Origin of the sequence: Vibrio aerogenes (assembly GCF_024346755.1) — a bacterium.
Classification (GTDB): domain Bacteria; phylum Pseudomonadota; class Gammaproteobacteria; order Enterobacterales; family Vibrionaceae; genus Vibrio; species Vibrio aerogenes.
This window is the reverse complement of sequence record NZ_AP024861.1, coordinates 507,730-528,308: the sequence shown is the minus strand read 5'-3', so window position 1 is coordinate 528,308 and position 20,579 is coordinate 507,730. Positions and strand designations below refer to the sequence as shown.

Here is a 20,579-nt window from a genome sequence, read left to right as displayed (position 1 = left end):
GACTCATTTGGTTCATCGTTTTAGCTTGTTTAATTGAGGGCCTGGTTGCTTACTACCAAACAATGACTTATGGCATAGCCTGGGGTATTTTTCCTACAGCAAATACATTTGCTACATTTTTGTCTACCGGGCTTCTTGCATCAGGTTATTTACTCTGCAGACATTTAAAAAAATATCAAAAGCAGGTCAGCATCGTCAGTCTGTTATATTTGACACCATTAGTCTGTATACCGCCGATAATAATGACATACTCTCTTATTGGCTGGAGTTCAGCGCTATTAGGTGTTTGTATCATATTTCCTTATTTATACAGATTTGCCAGCAGAAAACGATTATGGGGATGGACCGCATCAACGGTTACGGGAATTATTCTGGGCTGCATTCTCCTGAATCTGTTTCACCCTCAATCTTTTTATCCGGATAGTTTTAAAGGTATAGAACCTTTAAAAAAAACGCTTGAACAAACGTCTGACATGTTCATTGAAAAACCATTTACCGGATATGGATATGGTCACTTCGAAGAAGAGTATGTTTTGTATAGCGCCCGTCAACATCAACTGAATCCAGACTATCCACCACCGTATCCGGCCCTGAGTCACCCTCATAATGAAATATTATACTGGGGAACAGAAGGGGGTGTTATTCCTGTACTGGCAATGATGCTGGCAGTATTATTTATATTGCTCAGAATTTATTACGCAAAATCTAAAACCCGCCTGGCAACGTTATCCTTATTGTTTCCTGTCGCACTGCATAGCCAGTTGGATAATGTTTTTGCACTTTCGAGTATCCACTGGATAACTTTTGTCATTTTATTGTTCTGGACTGATCAACGTGTTGCTAAATATAAAAATATTGATCTCAAACCGGTTGCGCTCCGGTTAATATATCTTTTCATCTACATACTCCCAGCCACAACATGTTGCTATATGGGCGGAATTCTTACAACTCAATATGTATTCAGCTTGTATCAGGATACACATGATACACGTTGGTTAAACACCATTCATTACCCTTTTATCTGGAAGGATAAACTGATGCAAGCCCGGCTTAGTGATGCCCTTAAAAAAGCCGGGACAGATCAACTGAGTTCATTCAAGCCCTGGCTGCTTAATCTCATCAGAAAAGAACCAAGACCAGAACATTATCGCTCCCTTATCGAGCTCTACCGGAAAATGGGAGATGTAAACCATGCGGAGCAGACCCGGCTGGAGGCGCTGTACCTGTTCCCTGATTTTGAGCACCAGCGTGTACCAAAAAATACAAGCGCTTCTGATAAATAAATTATTCATTATTTATACATAATTTTTCATTGACATCTATCGAACAAACACGTTCAATAGCGATGCTATCCAGCGGAAGAGGAGCACTGCCCAGGCAGATGTTTTGTAGAGCCTCAACTCTAATACAAAACATTCAGGGGGAGCAGTGCCGAGATGAGTCAAAATTGTGGATTTGGCTTGTCGGTTGAATGGGCTGAATCCCTTCAACTGTCATTAGTATCACACTAATGAAGAGCTTCTGAGGTCACCTGCCGTGTATCACCTCTATACTTGCTCTGGGAAATACTCTCTTCGAATTCTGGTCGTGATGATCAGTTACTGTTTTACTATTCTAAGATATCGTGGGAGAACCATGCCGTGAGTGCATTTAATGTCGCCAAATTTGGCGGAACAAGCGTCGCCGACTTTGAAGCAATGAGTCGTTGTGCAGCCATTGTTGAAAATAACCCTAAGACCAGACTCGTTGTGAGCAGTGCCTGTTCAGGGGTAACAAATATATTAGTTGAACTGGCCAATGGTGTTCAGGATACCGACAGAAGAGCCGCTTTAATTGAACAATTGCATCAAACTCATTTCTCAATTGTGGACCAACTCAAAGAACAATCTCAGGTTAAGGATGATCTTTTGTTCATTCTCGACAAGGTAAACAGTTTTTCAGAAGCGGCTTCTGTCCAGTCAACAAGTAAACTGACAGATCATCTGGTTGCCTGTGGTGAACTCATGTCCACCCATATTTTGACGCAATTGATGAGAGAAAGAGGACTTGATACTGTCAGGTTTGATATACGGGAAGTCTTACGCACTGATGATAACTATGGCAGAGCTGAACCTCAGGTCGAATCAACTGCAGCCTTAGCCAAAGAAAAGCTAACACCATTATGTCATGATCATATCGTCATTACTCAGGGGTTCATCGGCTCAGATGAAGAAGGAAATACAACAACTCTTGGACGCGGTGGCAGTGACTATTCAGCGGCCTTGATTGCAGAAGCAGTTCAGGCTTCCGGGCTGGAAATATGGACAGATGTCCCGGGTATTTATACAACCGATCCCCGAATTGCGCCAAAAGCCATGCCAATTCCGGAAATAAGCTTCAGCGAAGCTTCAGAAATGGCCAATTTTGGTGCGAAGATTCTTCATCCATCAACCCTGCTCCCGGCTCTTCGTCATGGCATTCCTGTTTTTGTCGGCTCCTCCCGTGAACCTGCGAACGGTGGTACCTGGATTCGCAAACGTGTAACAAGCTCTCCTCTTTTCCGGGCTCTGGCACTCAGGGCAAATCAAACAATGGTCACAATCCGCAGTGCGAAGATGTTTCATGCATACGGTTTTCTTGCAAAAGTATTTGAGATTCTGGCAAAGCACAAAATTTCTGTCGACCTGGTGACAACCTCTGAAATTAGCGTCTCTATTACACTGGATAAAACAGACACATCCGGAGGTTCTCCTGAATTACCTCTGGCTGTTCGTGCTGAACTGGAAGAGCTGGCACATGTTGAAGTTGAACGAAATCTTAGTTTAATTGCTTTGATTGGTAATCAGATGGAAACACAAGGCTATGCTAAAAAAGTATTCAGTACATTAGGTGACTATAATTTACGTATGATTTGTTATGGTGCCAGTGACCATAATCTCTGTTTTCTTGTCGATGCAGATGAAGCGAATCATGTGATCCAAAAACTGCATCAGGAACTATTCGAAGCTGAATAATAAAAGATAACAATAACGATGAATGTATCTTTGGGAGGCAGGCTGAAAACCCGCCTCCATTTTTTTAATCCATCATAATTAATCAGTCATATTTGGCGCCAGCCATTTTTCTGCTTCTTCCCGGCTCCAGCCTTTTCGTACCGCATAATCATCAACCTGATCCTCCTGAATCTTTGCAACAGCAAAATATCTGGAATCAGGATGAGAAAAGTACCAACCAGATACTGAAGCCCCCGGCCACATGGCATAACTCGTTGTCAGAGACATGCCAATATTTTTTTCAACATCAAGTAGCTGCCAGATTGCTTCTTTCTCAGTATGTTCAGGGCAAGCAGGATAACCGGGTGCAGGACGAATTCCCTGATACTTTTCCCGGATTAATTCATCCTGAGACAAATGCTCATCAGTCGCATATCCCCAGATATCTTTTCTTATCCGTTCATGTAAATATTCAGCAAACGCTTCAGCCAAACGATCGGCAACAGCCTGGATCATAATCGCATTATAATCATCTCCGGCAGCTTTATAAGCATCAGATAGCTCCCTTTCCCCAATGCCGGCAGTCACTGCAAATGCGCCAATCCAGTCTTCCTTACCAGAAGATAAAGGGGCGATGTAATCCGAAAGACAATAATTAGCCCCTTTCGGTTTTTCTGTCTGTTGACGCAGATGATGCAGAGTACAGGCAATTTCTGTTCTGCTATTATCAGTAAACACCTGAATATCATCTCCCAGGCTGGATGCAGGAAACAATGCACAAATGCCTCTGGCCTTGATTAAACCCTCTTTTTCGATACGATCTAAAAAATCATTTGCATCTTTAAACAACCTCTGCGCTTCTTCACCGACTTCTTCATGTTCTAAAATCGCAGGATACTTCCCTGAAAGAGACCACGTCATGAAAAATGGTGTCCAGTCAATGTACTGGCGTAGCACGGCAACATCAAAATCATCAAAGATCTGAATCTGGCTATTGGCAGGGACAGGCGGAGTATAGTTATCCCAGTCGATTTTCACTGAATTTGCTCTGGCTTCAGTTAAAGTCACAGGTTTTGTTCTGGGAGTCTTACGGGCATGTTGTTCGCGAACTCTTTGATAATCCAGATCGAGCTTTTCAATGAATGCCGGACGATGCTCATCCGATAACAGTGATGAACAAACACCAACAGCTCTTGATGCATTACTCACATATACAACCGGGTGTTTATAGTTTTGTTCAATTTTTACTGCTGTATGCGCCTTCGAGGTCGTTGCACCTCCAATCATTAATGGAATGGTAAATCCCTGGCGCTCCATCTCTTTCGCCACATGTACCATTTCATCCAGAGAAGGCGTGATCAAGCCAGACAGTCCTATAATGTCGACATTCTCTTCCCTGGCGACTTTTAATATTTTTTCACAAGGCACCATCACACCAAGGTCAATAATCTCATAGTTGTTACACTGCAAAACGACTCCGACGATATTCTTACCGATATCATGAACATCACCTTTGACTGTTGCCATCAGGATCTTTCCATTAGAAGTACCTTCGGCTTTTTCGGCATTAATAAAGGGTTCAAGATAAGCAACGGCCTGCTTCATCACCCGTGCAGACTTCACAACCTGTGGGAGGAACATTTTACCTTCCCCAAACAAATCACCAACAACGTTCATACCATCCATCAACGGACCTTCGATCACATCTAATGTTTTCACGGCCTGCTGTCGGGCTTCTTCAGTATCTTCAGTGATGAATTCTGTAATACCTTTCACCAATGCATATTCAAGTCGTTTTGCCACATCCCATGAGCGCCATTCATGTGCAGAGGCATCTTCATGCTTTCCAACGGCATTTTCTCTGTACTCGTCCGCCAAATCGAGAAGTCTTTCTGTGGCATCCGAACGGCGGTTCATAACCACATCTTCAACAGCATGACGTAGTTTTTCAGGAACATTGTCGTAAATCTCAAGCTGTCCCGCATTCACAATCCCCATATCCATACCATTTTTGAAACAGTGGTACAGGAAAACAGCATGAATCGCTTCACGAACGTAGTTATTACCCCGGAATGAAAAAGACACATTCGAGACACCGCCAGAAATCATAGCATGAGGCAGATCTCGCTTGATATCAGCAACCGCATTTATAAAATCAACGGCATAATTGTTGTGCTCTTCAATCCCTGTTGCGATGGCAAAAATATTTGGGTCAAAAATAATGTCCTCAGGCGGAAACCCAACTTCATCAACAAGTATACGGTATGCCTTTGTACATATTTCCAGCTTTCTTTCTCTGGTATCAGCCTGCCCGACTTCATCAAAAGCCATGACAATTATGGCAGCACCATAGCGACGAATCAGGCGAGCCTGCGCAACAAACTTTTCTTTTCCTTCTTTCAAAGATATTGAATTGACAATTCCCTTTCCCTGAATACATTTCAAGCCGGCTTCAATGACTTCCCATTTAGATGAGTCCACCATAATAGGTACTTTCGCGATATCAGGCTCTGAAGCACACAGATTTAAGAATCGAACCATGCATGCTTGTGCATCCAGCATCCCTTCATCCATGTTGATATCAATAATTTGTGCACCATTCTCAACCTGTTGTCGGGCAACTTCTAAGGCTTCATCATACAGTTCTTCTTTGATCAACCGTTTAAAACGAGCGGAGCCAGTCACATTTGTTCTTTCCCCGACATTAACGAATAGGGTCTCTTTTTCTATTGTCAATGGCTCTAAACCAGCGAGACGACAAGCAACCGGTAGTTTAGGCAACCGGCGTGGAGATACACCAGCAACCGCTCGCGCCATCTGACGGATATGTTCCGGTGTTGTTCCGCAACATCCGCCCACAAGATTAAGGAAACCACTCTTGGCCCATTCCTCAATATGCGCAGCCATATCTTCTGGTGAAAGATCATATTCTCCGAAAGCATTCGGTAATCCAGCATTTGGGTGAGCCGAAACATATGTTGAAGAAATCCTGGACATTTCTTCAACATACTGGCGAAGTTCATCAGGACCAAGCGCACAATTCAACCCAAAAGAAAGTGGATTCACATGGCGTAATGAATTGTAGAATGCTTCCGTGGTTTGCCCAGACAGTGTTCTGCCGGATGCATCGGTAATAGTTCCGGAGATCAGGATGGGTAATTCAACCTTAAGCTCATCAAAGACCGATTCCACGGCAAAAAGACATGCTTTGGCATTTAAGGTATCAAAAATCGTTTCAACGAGAATTAAATCAACACCACCGTTGATTAAAGCCCGGGTTGACTCAGAATAGGCTTCGACCAAATCATCAAAGCTTATATTGCGATAGCCGGGATCATTCACATCAGGAGAAATAGAACAGGTTCGGTTTGTCGGACCCAAGACTCCTGCCACAAAACGGGGGTGATCGGGATTTTTCAGAGTCCATTCATCTGCGACAGATTTTGCGAGAGTTGCGGCTGCATAATTAATTTCAGCACTCAGTGACTGCATATCATAGTCAGCCATTGCGATTGATGTTGAATTAAATGTGTTGGTTTCCAGAATATCAGCACCCGCTTCAAGATAAGCGGCATGGATATCCCGGAGCAACTCTGGCTGAGTTAAAACCAATAAATCATTATTTCCTTTTAAATCACAGTGCCAATCAGCAAACCGTTGACCACGGTATTCTTCTTCACTAGGTTTATGCGCCTGAATCATGGTTCCCATACCACCATCGATCAGAAGAATACGCTTCTCTAACTGTTCAGTTATTGGATGCTTCACTTCACTCGCCATGTGTCTTTCCTGTTAAATTCCTTGACTGTATCAATCCTATCACACCCAATACAGAAATCTAGACGTCTATATGGATATAAGAAAAATAGTTGCTACAGGTAATCTTTACAGGAAAAAATGATTGATATTTACCCATCATCAAAGGAAAATTTCAGATCTTATTATTAACAAGAAGAATAAGTAATGTCGGTCTATCACACTTTATGCTTTCTTGCTGCAGCCGCTATGCTCATCGCGTTTGTCAACAGCAAAATCAGCCGTATGCAAACAACAATTGCTATTACGGCAGGATCAATGATTCTTTCATTGATTATACTCGTAGCCGGGCAAAACAATTGGTTTCATCTGACCCAAATTGCAACTGAAACGGTTACAGATATTAATTTTGAGAACTTTCTGCTGAAAGGAATATTAGGATTCCTGCTCTTTGCTGGCGGGTTAGGAATCAAACTCCCCAATCTGAAAGGCCAAAAGTGGGAGATTACAATCTTAGCCTTAGGAGCGACACTGGTCTCAACTTTCTTCATTGGTTTTGTGCTTTATGGTATTTGTCTTGTTATTGGCATTAACTTAGATTTGATTTATTGCCTGCTGTTTGGCGCATTAATTTCTCCAACGGATCCTATCGCTGTTCTTGCAATTGTAAAAAAACTGAATGCACCACGGAGAATATCAACACAGATTGAAGGTGAATCACTTTTTAATGACGGATTTGGCTTAGTTATCTTCGTCACGCTGTTTTCTATTGCCTTTGGTTCAACAACTCCGACAGTCGGTAGTGTCACTTTATTATTTATTCAGGAAGCAATTGGAGGGGTTATCTATGGTTTTGCCTTGGGCGTTCTCTTCCACTATCTGATCAGTTCAACAAATGATCACTCCATGGAACTCCTGCTCACCATCGGGGTCCCAACCGCAGGGTATGCTTTCGCAGAGGTCATCCACGTATCAGGGCCGCTGGCAATGGTTGTTTCCGGTATTATGATAGGAAACTGGACTCGATTTATTGGTTTCTCTAAAGAAAGTGAAGAACACTTAGATCACTTTTGGGAATTAGTGGATGAATTTCTGAATGGTGTTCTGTTTCTGTTAATCGGGATGTCGATGCTGCTGTTCAAGTTTCACGAAGAAGACTGGATTTTAATGGCTATTGCTATTCCTCTTGTTTTGGCAGGCCGATATATTAGCGTGTTTATAGCTTATATCGGTTTTAAGCGTTATCGCGAATATAACCCCTGGTCAATAAATATTTTAACCTGGGGTGGACTCAGAGGAGGACTGGCTTTGGCGATGGCACTATCTATCCCTTCTGGGATTCTGGTCATCCCTGACAAGCTGATAGACGTAAAAGAGCTTATCCTTGTCATGACATACGCTGTGGTCGTCTTTTCAATACTGGTCCAGGGGTCAACCATCACACCAATGATCGAGAAAGCTAAAAAACTTGAAACCAAACCTGACCAAGAGTAATACTCAGTAACTTTTCTTTCTGTCACCGGGAAAGTACAGCATAACTTTCCTGGTACTAAATTTCCTGGACTCCCCTAGAGGCTGTATATGGTCTCCTCCATCATTGCAAGGATAATTAGTCATTTTGACAGTAAATAGGTTTGCGTTCGTATATCCGGCTTCTATTTGAAGTATTCATACTTCGAGCCTCGATGAACTTCGCACATATCGTCCTTATCGTTGACACGGATTTTAATCCAAACGCCCTATCAGGTTTTCGATATGCAGGTTTTACCTCTCTGTCATCACTTCTACTTATCCAGCAATCCTCGGAAGAGAACGACAATTTATTTTTACTAAGCTGCTACTAAATACTCTTCGTCGTAACAGCTGCCATTCTTAAGTATGGCCCAGCTCACTCGTGCAAGTTTATTAGCCAAAGCTACTGCAGCTTTATTTCTTCCCCGAGTGAGTATCAGGCGTTCAATCCATTTTGCCAGCGGAGTGTCTTTCCCTGCACTCACTCTAATCACAGCTCTTGCTCCGTGAATAAGCAAAGTCCTTAAATAGCCATCGCCACGCTTACTGATACCTAATAGATTATGTTTTCCTCCAGAACTATGTTGTCTGGGGACTAAACCTATTGAAGCTGAAACAGCTCTACCATTCTTAAAGCCGCTACCGTCACCAATATACTCATAAACAGCGCTTGCCACTATCGGGCCGATTCCCGGAACACTCTGTAGCCGCTGGCATTCTTCACACTGGCTAAGCTGTTTAATTTTTTGTGTATAAAAATCTAAATGATTTTTAAGCTCGACTAACTTCTGATAGTGATGCTTCAGTAACTCTTTGAACAGTTTACTTAAACCATTGTCTATTTGACTATCAAATAACTCAGGTAACCGCTTGTAAACATGACTAACCCCCAGAGGTATGACAATCCCCTGCTCAGCCAGAATCCCGCGAATACCATTGCAATTAGCTGTTCTGTCACGTTCACATTTTTTACGAAGAACATGCAGCGCTTTGATATCTAACTGCTCTTGGCTTTTAGTTCGTACAAAGCGCATTTCTGGCCGCACAACGGCTTCAGCGATAGCCAGAGCATCATTGTAATCATTCTTATTGCCACGAACATATGGCTTCACATGTTGTGGGGCTATCTGTTTAACATCATGCCCACACTTCTGAATTTCTCTTGCCCAATAGTGTGCTGTCGCACAAGCTTCTACACCAACTAAACACTTAGGTAATTTTGTGAAAAAGGTCAGTATTTCTGAACGGCGGAGCATTCTTTTCCTGACTATTTTTCCAGCTTGGTTACAACACACGACATGGCTTACATTTTTTGCCAAATCCAGTCCAACAGTTGTAATATTCATATAGGTCTCCTCGCCTTGTTAACTTGAATCCTCAAATCCAAGTTTGGCACATTGCGATGCCGTTAAAGGGAGGAGACCATCTCATCGTTGATCTTTGTTTATTATTTATTCAGCAGAACATCGGCAACCACATCATGACAAAAGATAGAGCCACTGTACTGCTGTAATTTCTTGCTAATTTATCGTATCGGGTGGCAACTGCCCGGTATGTACTAGCTCAGACCTGATCTGACAGTTACCCATTTTTCCGGTGCTTTCGTCAGATTAGATTTGAGCTAAATTCTTTTCTGCCCAAATCTTTTTTCAATCCAGTAATGTTGCTAATGGCGTCCGGCCATTGCACACCTTTCCCTGATGGGTTCGAACATTGTTGTAATAATCCAGCCATTCGTCCAGATCTTTTTGTAACTCTTCCAGTGTGCTGCAGAGTTTTTTCCTGAACGTCACCTGATAAAACTCGTTAAGAATTGTTTTATGGAAACGCTCACAGATACCGTTTGTCTGCGGGTGTCTGGCTTTTGTTTTTGTATGGTCGATATCGTTAATCGCCAGATACAACTGATAGTCGTGCTGCTCCACTTTTCCACAGTACTCAGTGCCTCTGTCCGTCAAAATCCTCAACAATGGAAGCTGATGGGCTTCAAAGAACGGTAAGACGCGATCATTGAGTAAATCTGCCGATGTGATCGGTGTTTTCGTGGTGTAAAGTTTTGCGAAGGCCACTTTACTATGCGTATCGACAAAGGTCTGCTGATAAATCCGGCCAACACCTTTCAGATTACCAACGTAGAATGTATCCTGTGACCCCAGATAGCCGGGATGATGTGTCTCGATTTCACCACAAACTTCATCATCCTGTTTCTTTTTCTCCAGCGCTGCAACTTGCTCTTCAGTCAAAATAATCCCTTCACTGGCGACTTTGGCTTCTAAAGCGGCCAGTCGTTTTTTGAAGTTCTCCAGGTTATTGCGCAGCCAGATGGAACGGACACCACTGCCGGAAACAAATATCCCTTTTTTACGGAGTTCATTACTGGTACGCGCCTGACCATGAGCTGGAAATTCGATGGCGTAACTAACCACAGCCTTTTCTGTCGATTCATCAACCCGATTCTTGATATTGGGTGCCCTGCGGGACTGATTCACTAAAGCATCAATCCCGCCTTGTTCGACAAGCTCCTGATAGCGATAAACGTATCCCTGGATACGCCCATGACCTTACAGGCTTTGGAGACATTGCCTAATTCTTCCGCCAGATTTAATAAACCGGCTTTGTGTTTGATAATGGGATTGTTAGTATGAAGCATGAGAGTTGCCTCTTTTTGTTTTGATTGAAGATTCAGCACCTTTATCAAAACGGGTAACTCTCAACTTTTCAAGAAGAGGTGTCAGATTAAGTCGTGACTAATTCAATTTAATATCTCTGCAACAGTAGCTTCATTTGCAGGAAGATATATCTTCGCAACTATAGCTCCGTGATCTCCCATCAGTTTATTTATATCTTCATGCGTAAAGTTTAAGTTCATTAGCTTTGGAATTATACCTAATACATTCGCAAATGAGCCAGCAACTTCCAAGAAGACATCCTTTTTAAGTGATATCTTTTGCTCAAATTTGAATTTATTTTCCTCGTGAATCAGTAAGGCTGCTTGCCTTTTTTCATTTCCTTTGTTTGTCCATAGTACTCCCAGAAATGTTAATAAGGATGCTATGACAGCGCTCCACACAACATTCGGTATTTTTGAAATGCAACTGATGATTAATTCCATGTGTGCTCTCTGATAAGTAAACCCGTAGGCTTGATTCAATAACTAACTTGGAATAAGGCAATTTCAAGTCACCCAACCAAATCTATCCCACCAACCCCATAACAAAAAGCTAGCACAGCAATCAAAAACCACATGATTCAGGAGGAAAATCCATGGATGGATTTTTCAGGTTTTGTGTGCAGGATGCACTTACAAAACCGCTCCGGCCAGCGATCACCAAAAGGCGTTTTCGCCCCTTTTCCGCCGTGAAAAGGGACTGGGGCGCGTGTACCATGCGCCACTTGGATCAACAACCCCAATAGCGCACCAAACCAGTCACCAAAGCCAGAATCTTCCGAAACAAAACCACCACAAAAAGCGAAGCGTTAGCTGCAAGTCCCGTCTATTTTCCCTTTAATTTCAGTACTATAAATAACATCCGCCTCCATTAAATCAAACCGCCGTTGGCGCGTAAAACCTGACCATTGATCCAGCCACTGTCCGGACCGGCTAAAAAGGACACCACAGCGGCAATATCTTCCGGCGTACCCAATCTTTCCAACGGCGCCATCTTCGCCATGCGCTCAACCAGCTCATCCGGTTTGCCTTTCAGGAACAGCTCCGTTGCTGTCGGGCCCGGAGCAACCGCGTTGACAGTGATGTTTTTGCCCCGCATTTCTTTGGCCATAATCGCGGTCAGCGTTTCAACAGCAGCTTTGGTTGCCGCATACACGCCGTAACTTTCCAGCTTCAGACCAACCACGGAGGTCGAGAAATTCACCACACTGCCACCATGTGCCAGGCGGGTTGCCGCTTCTCTCAGCGTATGAATCGTGCCTTTGAGGTTAATATCCACCATCTTATTGACATGCGCGTCACTGGCATCGGCGAACGTTTTCAGCTCCATCACCCCGGCATTGTTCACCAACACACTGACCTGCCCCCAGGTGGATTCGACAAATTCAAACAGCTGCGACACCGCAGCAGCATCTGACACGTCCGCCTGAAAAGCCACCGCCTCACCGCCGGATGATTGAATGGCCTGCACGACCTCATCAGCCGCCTGCGTATTCCCGGCATAATTGACCACAATCCGGAAGCCATCGCTGGCAAGGCGTTTGGCAATTTCGACACCAATGCCTCTTGAAGCCCCGGTAACTAAAGCGATTTTGGTTAACTCTGACATATTTGTATCCTTTGATTGAATGACTGTTTAAATCGCAGACAAACTTATCATTTCCTGAAAAACGGATAATCAGCTAATATTTGGTAACAGTATCCGGAAAAACCGAACAATCAGACGCTGAGGATCTTCATGGACAGAATCGACACAATGAAAGTCTTTACCCGCGTCTTTGAGCGAAAAAGCTTCAGTGCTGCGGCTGAAGATCTCAACCTTCCCGCCTCGACCGTGTCCGATGTCATCAAAAAGCTGGAAGCAAAAGTCGGCGTGGTGTTGCTGGAGCGGACGACCCGTCAGGTCACACCGACGATTGATGGCAAAGCGTTTTATCATCGCTGTCTGTCGATCATTCAGGACGTTGAAGACGCAGAAACCTTTTTATCCGGCGCAAGCCCCAAAGGGGCTTTGCGGGTCGATGTGCACGGCACACTGGCCCGGCACTTTCTGATGCCAAAACTGCCGTCGTTTCTGGCAACATATCCGGAGATTGATTTATTTCTCAGCGAAGGCGACCGGATTGCCGATGTGATCCGCGAAGGGATTGATTGTGTGCTGCGGGTTGGAAATATTCAGTCTCAGGAGCTGGTAGCCAAACAGATTGCTACACTCGAAGAAGTGACCGTCGCTTCACCGCAGTATATCCAGCAGTTCGGTTTACCTTCAGATTATCGGGCGCTGGAGCAGCATCAGATGATCGGCTTTCGGGCGACCGGAAGCAGCACACCGATGCCACTGGAATTTTGCATCGGCGGCAAAACGCACACCCGGTCAATCAATACATCGCTGACGGTCAATTCAGCAGAGACGCTGGTGATGGCGGCGCGCAGCGGATTGGGGATTGTTCAGGTGCCCCGCTACCATGTCGCGCAGGATATCATCGAAGGGCGCTTAGTGCCGCTACTGGAAGACTGCCCGCCTGCGCCCTCACCGGTTTCGGTGCTTTATCCGCGCAACCGGAAATACGCCTCACGGGTGAAAGTATTTATCGACTGGCTGGGGGAGATTTTTTAGTGTGGCCTGTCTTGCAGATAAAGATAATATCGCTGTCAACTCAATCAACGGACTCCCACGCCCCGGCGAGGGAGTCTCATCAGCTGCTAATCATCCAGCCGCTTTTCTGTCTCTGCATCAAAATAAACGGCTTTTGAGATATCGAAATACAGTGTCGCCGCTTCTCCCGCCCGGCCTTCAAATGTCGGAGACAGACGGCAGGCGACGTCTTCGTCATTGACTTTAATCATGCCGATAATATCCGGTCCGGTCGGCTCAAGCACTTCCATGGTCAGTGCATGTGTTGTGAAAAGCGGTGTGCCGTTTTCCAGATGATCGGAAATATGTTCAGGCCGGAGCCCCATAACGATGTCTTGATGCAACATGTCTTTCATCCGCTCCGGCAGCGGCAGCGGCAGGATCTTCCCGGCAGCATCTTGCACTTCAAGGATCGGACGATTCTGTACATCAAGGGTGACTGTCCCCCGGATAAAGTTCATCGACGGTGAGCCCATAAAACCGGCCACAAACATATTTTCAGGCTGGTTATAAATCTCCTTCGGCGTGCCCAGTTGCTGTAATTCACCATCTTTCATCACCGCAATGCGGTCTGCCAGTGTCATCGCCTCAATCTGATCATGAGTCACATACACAATGGTGGTATTGAGCTGCTGGTGAAGACGCTTGATCTGATGTCTCATGTCGACACGCAGCTTGGCATCGAGGTTCGAGAGCGGCTCATCGAACAGATACAGCTTAGGCCGCCGGGCTAGCGCCCGCCCCATCGCAACCCGCTGCCGCTGACCACCAGACAGCTGCGCAGGTTTACGATTCAGCAGAGGTTCGATTTGCAGCATTTCAGCGACCCGCTTCACTTCAGCATCAATCTCCGCTTTGGGCACTTTACGGATTTTTAATCCAAAGGCGATATTCCCCGCCACGGTCATATTGGGGTACAGCGCATAGGACTGAAACACCATCGCAATGTCCCGGTCTTTGGGAGCGACCTGCGACACGTCAACACCATCAATTTCAATCGCTCCGGCATTGATATCTTCCAAACCAGCAATGGTGTTCATTAAGGTGGATTTTCCACACCCGGAAGGGCCGACCAGAATCAGGAACTCGCCGGACTCAATCTGAATATCAATGCCTTTGAGGGTTTCAATGGCCGCATTTTTATATGTTTTACGAATTTGTTTTAAATGAAGAGTTGCCATCAATAATTATCCTTTGACTGAGCCTGCGGTTAAACCACGGACAAAATACTTACCTGCCAGTACATAAACCACCAGCGTGGGCAGTGCAGCGATAATGGCGGCGGCCATATCCACGTTATATTCTTTAACACCGGTGCTGGTATTGACCAGATTATTCAGTGCAACGGTGATCGGCTGGGTATCCGGACCCGAGTAAACCACCCCGAACAGGAAGTCATTCCAGATTGCCGTAAATTGCCAAATCACTGTGACCATAATAATCGGGACAGACAGCGGTAGCAGGATTTTGAAGAAAATCGTGAAAAAGCCTGCGCCATCCAGACGGGCGGCTTTGATTAACTCATCCGGCACACCAACATAGAAATTGCGGAAGAACAGCGTGGTGAAAGCCAGACCATAAATCACATGCACAGCCACCAGCCCTACCGTGGTGTTTGCCAGCCCCAAATGCCCCAGCGTGGTTGCCATCGGCAACAAAATCACCTGAAACGGGATAAAACAGCCAAATAACATCGCACTGAAAAACAGGTTCGATCCTCTGAACTGCCATTTACTGATGACATAGCCATTAAACGCACCCAATAAGGTTGAAATAGCAACCGCCGGAATCACCATCTGGAAAGAGTTCCAGAAGTAGCCTTTCAGCCCTTCGCAGGAAACCCCGGTACAGGCCGAATCCCAGGCTTTATACCATGCCCCGAATGCCCATTCGGTCGGCAGGGATAACAGGTTACCACTGCGGATATCGGGCAAGGTTTTAAAAGAAGTGATCAACATGACGAACAAGGGCATTAAGTAGATCACACAAAATATAAGCAGCGTCGCATAAATCAATACACGGGATAAAGTCATTGATTTCATGATTTTTTCTCCCGCAGTTCTGAGTAGAGGTAAGGCACCAGAATTGCCAGCACGCTCATCAGCATCATCATGGCACTGGCGGCACCGAGGCCGATTTGCCCGCGGGTAAATGAGTAACTGTACATGAACAGTGCCGGTAAGTCGGAAGCATATCCCGGACCACCCGCAGTCAGGGCGGTGACTAAATCGAAGCTCTTAATTGCGATATGAGACGTGATAATCACCGCGCTGAAAAATACCGGGCGCAAACAAGGCAGAATAATCCGCCAGTAAATGACCGGCAGACTGGCGCCATCGATTTGAGCAGCCCGCATGATCGAGGCATCAATCCCTCTTAACCCGGCCAGAAACATCGCCATCACAAAGCCGGAAGATTGCCATACCGCGGCAATCACCAGCGTATAAATCACCATGTTGGTATTAATCAGCCAGTCAAAGTGAAATTGGGTAAACCCCCAGTCATGCATCAGTTTTTCCAGACCCAGCCCCGGATTCAGCATCCATTTCCAGGCCGTACCGGTCACGATAAAAGACAGCGCCATCGGGTAGAGATAAATGGTGCGGATCGCGCCTTCCTGACGGATTTGCTGGTCAAGTAAAATCGCCAGCCCAACGCCAAGTACGATGGCAATCAGAATGAATAACAGGCCGAAAATACCCAGATTGGTAATCGCGGTCAGCCAGCGGTCATTTTCCATCAGCTTTTCATACTGAATCGTGCCGACAAACTTGTAAGACGGTAAAAAGCGGGAGTTACTCACCGACAAATAAGCCGTCCAGAAAATATACCCATAAATGCACACCAGCACTAAGATCATCGACGGTGCCAGTACGATTTTAGGTAACCAGTGTTGCAGCCGGTCCTGAAAACCGGGCCGGGACACTGAAACGATTTGAGATGATTTCAAAACAGGCTCCGAAATTATTCATCACAGACAGCAGATCTGGCCCGTGCACTGGTGCACGGACATCGCTCAGATCGGCATGGTCATCAGGGAAAGCTGATGTCCGGCAGGTATAACGTGACCTGCAACGTACATCAGCCCTGTCTCTGCTTCATTCCTGTCCGGTGCATCTGTGACTCATTGAGGAATCAAAGATGCCAGATCACAGGAATTAAAGCGCCGCTTTTACCGCCTTTTTGAGCATTTCTGTCGTCTGTTTCGGATCGGCATTTGGCGTATTAAAGAAGAAGGTCACGACATCATAAATCGCACCCTGAGCATAGCTGGTGGTTGACATGCCATGCGCCATACTCGGCACAAGATCGCCCGATTTAGCCGTCGCTTTGAAATCCTTCATAGAACGCACGGCACAGGCATCAAACTTCGACATATCCGCATCCAGCCGGACCGGGATCGAGCCTTTGTTCAGGTTAAAGATCTGCTGGAACTCAGGCGTCAGAATCGTCGCAGCTAAGGCATCCTGTGCTTTCTGGTCGGCTTTGTTCTTGATTTTGAAGAAAGCAAAGCTGTCTATGTTGTAAGTGAACTGATTCGATGTGCCTGGCGTTGGCGCACAAATATAATCTTTGCCGGGCACTTTACCGGCAGCGGTGAATTCACCTTTGGCCCAGTCGCCCATGATTTGCATCGCGGCCTTGCCATTGATGACCATAGAAGTCGCGATATTCCAGTCACGGCCCGGTGCATTTTTATCGATGTAGCTGTGCACTTTTCTGAACAACTCAAAGACTTTGACCATTTTGTCTCCGCCTAAAACATCCATATCCAGATCAACGAATGCTTTCCGGTAATCTTCAGAGCCAAGCACATCTAAAGCAATCGCTTCAAATACAGTGGCATCCTGCCAGGGCTGACCACCATGCGCCAGAGGGATATAACCCGCAGCCTTGATTTTGTCGGCAACGGTAAAAAATTCATCCATGGTGGTTGGCACTTTGAGGTTTAACTTATCGAAGATCGCTTTATTGGCCCATAGCCAGTTCACCCGGTGAACGTTAACAGGCACAGCAACATAGTGACCCTGATATTTCATGACATTGGAGACGACCGCCGGTAAAACATCATTCCAGTGATTGGCTTTCGCGACATCATCGATGTTGGCTAAAAAGCCGAGTTCACCCCATTCCTGAATGCTGGGACCTTTGATTTGTGCCGCAGCGGGCGGGTTACCAGACACTGCACGTGCTTTGAGTACCGTCATGGCATTGTCGCCACCACCACCGGCAACAGCGAAGTCCTTCCATTGATAACCTTGTTCTTCGAGCATTTTTTTCAGAACAGCGACCGATTTTGCTTCGCCGCCGGAAGTCCACCAGTGCAAGACTTCAACCTGACCTGCGGCCAGTGCCATTGAAGACGACAACGAGAGGGACAGTGTGAGCAGGGTTGTTTTTATATTCATCTTTCTTGTCCATTGTTTATGTGATTAGGTTATTGGTATTAAGTTATTAGTATTAAGTTATGGGTATTAAGTTATTAGTATTAAGTTATGGGTATTAAGTTATTAGTATTAAGTTATGGGTATTAAGTTATGGGTATTAAGTTATGGGTTTTATCAGGTCATGTGATGGCGCATGCACCTCACTCATCAGGCTGACTCATCAATGAGAGCGGCAGGAGCCGGGCTTTCACATGACTTCATTTCATCCTAATCGTTCAAGAGGAACACAAAAGAAACAAAAGGTAACACTAATGTAACACACCTGTTACATTCTCGTCCGTCCACCGTGGTATATAGACTTCCGCGCACAGGCCACGCGGAGACAAATTATAAAGAATGAGATCTCCACCGTGTGCATGGAGCACGTTGCGGCAGATTCCCAGCCCTAATCCATGACCGGGTTTGGTGTGATCAAGCCGGACATAAGGTTCAAACACTGCATCGAGTTGCTTTTCCGGAATCCCCGGTCCCTGATCAGAGATAATGATCGTCAGCCACTGTTCGGATAAGCGGGTCCGGACATCAACTGTTCCGCCATATTTCACCCCGTTCCCGATCAGGTTGGTTAAAACGCGTTTGATCGCAAGCGGGCGTCCGGCAATATGCGGGTGCTCTTCAGGAGAAATTGTGACAACGTCAGTCTGCTGATTATAAGATTCGGCAATATCTGACAATAGCAGCCGGATATCAATCAGGGTGATATTTTCGTGAATGTCGGTCTCTTTCACGGCTTGTAATGCGCCGTTGACCATCATTTCCAGCTCATCCAGATTCCGGTGAAAATGGCCCTGAGTTTTGGGGTCATCCAGTAGTTCAGCCCGCAGTCGCAAGCGGGTAATCGGAGTTTTCAGATCATGGGAAATCGCAGAAAACAGGCGCTCCCGATCATGGATATAAAGACGAATCCGCTGTTGCATCCGGTTAAATGCACGGGTCGCCGTGACCAGTTCGGTCGCGCCTTCTTCTGCCAGAGGCGGCTGATGAATATCAAGGCTCATCTCATTGGCCGCTTCGGATAATCGCTTCAATGGCCGCACCTGACGCCGCAGTAACAGGTAAAGAGTCAGACTTAATATGAGCGTGGAGACGATCAGAAACAGCACCTGCTCTTCACTAATCAGCGGGTTATCCAGGGTGACATAAGGTGCAGGCATCAGCCCGGCGATATACAGCCATTCATCAGGTGCCAGCTGAATTTGCACCACCAGTATCGGCGGCTTCACGGCGGGGAGTGTCAGCGTCTCATGTGCCCAGGAACGGGGCAGCTCATTCAGGAAAATATCGTTTTTGAACACCCGTAACCGCTCCGGACTAGAGAAAGCCACTTCTGTTTTGGGCAGTGCCGGTAACTGTGTTTGTAATACCCGGCGCACCGCATCAACGATCACCGTCGTCCGCCGGTCAGGACGTATGGGTTCAATCGTCAGGTGCGTGCGGTTAAATGAGACAAAAAAACGCGTGCCGCCCATATTACGGATTTGGTCAAGAATGATGTGCCGGTAATCCACCGGCAAAGACTGAAAAAAGTATACAGAGGAGGCGATGGTTGCAGCCATGCTTTCTGCCGTGGCTTGTGCGCCCTGCGTATCTTTCTGTCTGGATTGGCTGTACCAAATCAGAGAAGCAATCCCCTGTGCCAGCAAAATAGCCAGGAGCGTCAGGATGAAGGTTCTCGATAACAGAGACTGAGCCTTGGCCTTCATCAATTCAGACTCTGGTCATGATAGGTGACAGAAGCGACAAAAATATAGCCGTTGCCCCGCATGGTTTTGATGTACTGATTGGTTTTACCATCATCGCCTAACCGCTGCCTGAGACGGCTGAGTTGTACATCAATTGCCCGTTCATAAGGCATGGCTTCTCTTCCGCGGGTCACACAACTAATTGTATCCCGGTCCAACACTTCATTGGGGCGGGATAAAAACAGCATCAACAGTGAAAAGTCACTGCCTGACAGTTCATAGGTCTCTGACGTTTCCTGATGATGTAAACGATGAGACAGGGTATCCAGCTGCCAGACGCCGAAAGAGATCGATTTAGGCGGCAAATCTTTCTCAGATGCCGGCGGATGAGCCCGGCGCAATACGGCTTTGATACGGGCAATCAGCTGGCGGGGATTAAACGGCTTGGCAATATAATCATCAGCACCCATTTCAAGGCCGATAATTTGCTCCGTGTCATCGGACACGGCGGTCAGCATAATGATGGGCACATCGGATGTTTTACGGATGGTTTGGCAGAGCGAGAAGCCATCGTCTCCGGGCATCATCACATCAAGTAAAATCAGCGAAGGATAACCGTGCTGTTCAAGATGGCGGTGTAATTCATCGCCATCTTTTGCGACACTGACCACGTACCCCATCTGCGTTAAATAGGTATCGAGCAGCTCCCGGATTTCTGCATCATCATCTACGACCAGTATGTGATTATGTCTCTTCATTATTATTATGATTTCCTGAGATACGCTTTATATATAAAAATATCACTAAATAGCGCAACGTATATAAAAATGTCACCAAAGAGTGTGCTACATAGCACTATTGCAGGTTTCCGGAGGTTTTGGCTGTTTCAGGATTATTTGGTGCGCG

At 45.9% G+C, this 20,579-nt stretch carries 14 protein-coding genes, 2 pseudogenes and 1 riboswitch; of the genes and pseudogenes, 4 read left to right on the top strand and 12 right to left on the bottom strand.

Going from position 1 to position 20,579, the window contains the following annotated elements; translation table 11 throughout:
* Positions 1-242 precede the first annotated feature (242 nt).
* Together OCV29_RS02370 and lysC are read left to right on the top strand one after the other, a co-directional pair.
* Positions 243-1,283, top strand: coding sequence for a PglL family O-oligosaccharyltransferase (locus OCV29_RS02370; protein ID WP_175561532.1), 1,041 nt, complete (start codon positions 243-245; stop codon positions 1,281-1,283).
* A 68-nt stretch (positions 1,284-1,351) separates the two neighbouring features.
* Positions 1,352-1,529: riboswitch (Lysine riboswitch) on the top strand.
* Positions 1,530-1,640: 111 nt separating this feature from the next.
* Entirely contained in the window at positions 1,641-2,993 is a 1,353-nt protein-coding gene (gene lysC, locus OCV29_RS02365; RefSeq protein WP_073603570.1) for a lysine-sensitive aspartokinase 3, read from the top strand.
* A 78-nt stretch (positions 2,994-3,071) separates the two neighbouring features.
* Here lysC and metH read toward each other — a convergent pair whose 3' ends face one another.
* The gene (metH, locus tag OCV29_RS02360; protein WP_073603571.1) at positions 3,072-6,752 is read right to left on the bottom strand and encodes a methionine synthase; all 3,681 of its coding nucleotides are present in this window, start codon (positions 6,750-6,752) and stop codon (positions 3,072-3,074) included.
* Positions 6,753-6,935: 183 nt separating this feature from the next.
* On the opposite strand from metH, the gene OCV29_RS02355 reads away from it, so the two are divergent.
* Positions 6,936-8,222 carry a cation:proton antiporter gene (locus tag OCV29_RS02355; protein WP_073603572.1) on the top strand — a complete coding sequence of 429 codons (1,287 nt, stop codon included), beginning with the start codon at positions 6,936-6,938 and terminating at the stop codon, positions 8,220-8,222.
* Between the two features lie 335 nt (positions 8,223-8,557).
* On the opposite strand, the gene OCV29_RS02350 is transcribed toward OCV29_RS02355, so the two are convergent.
* The 5 genes and pseudogenes from OCV29_RS02350 to OCV29_RS02330 form a co-directional block, all read right to left on the bottom strand.
* Positions 8,558-9,586, bottom strand: a complete 1,029-nt coding sequence (locus OCV29_RS02350) for an IS110 family RNA-guided transposase (RefSeq protein ID WP_073606176.1) — start codon at positions 9,584-9,586, stop codon at positions 8,558-8,560.
* Between the two features lie 109 nt (positions 9,587-9,695).
* Positions 9,696-9,794 (bottom strand): annotated as a pseudogene (locus tag OCV29_RS02345) (IS5/IS1182 family transposase); the annotation flags it as partial.
* 95 nt (positions 9,795-9,889) lie between these two features.
* Positions 9,890-10,890 (bottom strand): annotated as a pseudogene (locus OCV29_RS02340) (IS481 family transposase).
* A gap of 102 nt (positions 10,891-10,992) precedes the next feature.
* Positions 10,993-11,352, bottom strand: a complete 360-nt coding sequence (locus OCV29_RS02335; RefSeq protein ID WP_073606152.1) for a hypothetical protein — start codon at positions 11,350-11,352, stop codon at positions 10,993-10,995.
* Between the two features lie 427 nt (positions 11,353-11,779).
* Entirely contained in the window at positions 11,780-12,517 is a 738-nt protein-coding gene (locus tag OCV29_RS02330; protein WP_073606151.1) for an SDR family oxidoreductase, read from the bottom strand.
* A 129-nt stretch (positions 12,518-12,646) separates the two neighbouring features.
* On the opposite strand from OCV29_RS02330, the gene OCV29_RS02325 reads away from it, so the two are divergent.
* A complete protein-coding gene (locus OCV29_RS02325) occupies positions 12,647-13,525 on the top strand; it encodes a LysR family transcriptional regulator (protein ID WP_261887359.1) in 879 nt (292 codons plus the stop codon).
* Positions 13,526-13,611: 86 nt separating this feature from the next.
* Here OCV29_RS02325 and OCV29_RS02320 read toward each other — a convergent pair whose 3' ends face one another.
* The 6 genes from OCV29_RS02320 to OCV29_RS02295 all read right to left on the bottom strand — a co-directional run bounded on the left by OCV29_RS02320 (position 13,612) and on the right by OCV29_RS02295 (position 20,431).
* Complete coding sequence (locus OCV29_RS02320) at positions 13,612-14,724, bottom strand: ABC transporter ATP-binding protein (RefSeq protein ID WP_073601910.1); 1,113 nt, start codon at positions 14,722-14,724, stop codon at positions 13,612-13,614.
* A 6-nt stretch (positions 14,725-14,730) separates the two neighbouring features.
* The gene (locus OCV29_RS02315; protein ID WP_370737153.1) at positions 14,731-15,585 is read right to left on the bottom strand and encodes a carbohydrate ABC transporter permease; all 855 of its coding nucleotides are present in this window, start codon (positions 15,583-15,585) and stop codon (positions 14,731-14,733) included.
* The gene (locus OCV29_RS02310) at positions 15,582-16,493 is read right to left on the bottom strand and encodes a carbohydrate ABC transporter permease (RefSeq protein ID WP_073601912.1); all 912 of its coding nucleotides are present in this window, start codon (positions 16,491-16,493) and stop codon (positions 15,582-15,584) included. Before OCV29_RS02310 ends, OCV29_RS02315 begins: the two co-directional genes overlap by 4 nt.
* 208 nt (positions 16,494-16,701) lie before the next feature.
* Entirely contained in the window at positions 16,702-17,952 is a 1,251-nt protein-coding gene (locus OCV29_RS02305) for an ABC transporter substrate-binding protein (RefSeq protein ID WP_073601913.1), read from the bottom strand.
* A gap of 287 nt (positions 17,953-18,239) precedes the next feature.
* Positions 18,240-19,694 (bottom strand): ATP-binding protein, encoded by a 1,455-nt coding sequence (locus OCV29_RS02300; protein WP_073601914.1) that lies wholly within the window; start codon positions 19,692-19,694, stop codon positions 18,240-18,242.
* Positions 19,694-20,431 carry a response regulator gene (locus OCV29_RS02295; protein WP_073601915.1) on the bottom strand — a complete coding sequence of 246 codons (738 nt, stop codon included), beginning with the start codon at positions 20,429-20,431 and terminating at the stop codon, positions 19,694-19,696. Before OCV29_RS02295 ends, OCV29_RS02300 begins: the two co-directional genes overlap by 1 nt.
* Between the last annotated feature and the right edge of the window lie 148 nt (positions 20,432-20,579).

Coding starts and splice junctions, on each gene's coding strand:
- OCV29_RS02315 (WP_370737153.1), bottom strand. CDS start 15,585: ATGAAATCAATGACTTTATCCCGTGTATTGATTTATGCGACGCTGCTT.
- OCV29_RS02350 (WP_073606176.1), bottom strand. CDS start 9,586: ATGAATATTACAACTGTTGGACTGGATTTGGCAAAAAATGTAAGCCAT.
- metH (WP_073603571.1), bottom strand. CDS start 6,752: ATGGCGAGTGAAGTGAAGCATCCAATAACTGAACAGTTAGAGAAGCGT.
- OCV29_RS02305 (WP_073601913.1), bottom strand. CDS start 17,952: ATGAATATAAAAACAACCCTGCTCACACTGTCCCTCTCGTTGTCGTCT.
- OCV29_RS02300 (WP_073601914.1), bottom strand. CDS start 19,694: ATGAAGGCCAAGGCTCAGTCTCTGTTATCGAGAACCTTCATCCTGACG.
- OCV29_RS02335 (WP_073606152.1), bottom strand. CDS start 11,352: ATGGAATTAATCATCAGTTGCATTTCAAAAATACCGAATGTTGTGTGG.
- OCV29_RS02330 (WP_073606151.1), bottom strand. CDS start 12,517: ATGTCAGAGTTAACCAAAATCGCTTTAGTTACCGGGGCTTCAAGAGGC.
- OCV29_RS02355 (WP_073603572.1), top strand. CDS start 6,936: ATGTCGGTCTATCACACTTTATGCTTTCTTGCTGCAGCCGCTATGCTC.
- OCV29_RS02325 (WP_261887359.1), top strand. CDS start 12,647: ATGGACAGAATCGACACAATGAAAGTCTTTACCCGCGTCTTTGAGCGA.
- OCV29_RS02320 (WP_073601910.1), bottom strand. CDS start 14,724: ATGGCAACTCTTCATTTAAAACAAATTCGTAAAACATATAAAAATGCG.
- OCV29_RS02370 (WP_175561532.1), top strand. CDS start 243: ATGACATACTCTCTTATTGGCTGGAGTTCAGCGCTATTAGGTGTTTGT.
- OCV29_RS02295 (WP_073601915.1), bottom strand. CDS start 20,431: ATGAAGAGACATAATCACATACTGGTCGTAGATGATGATGCAGAAATC.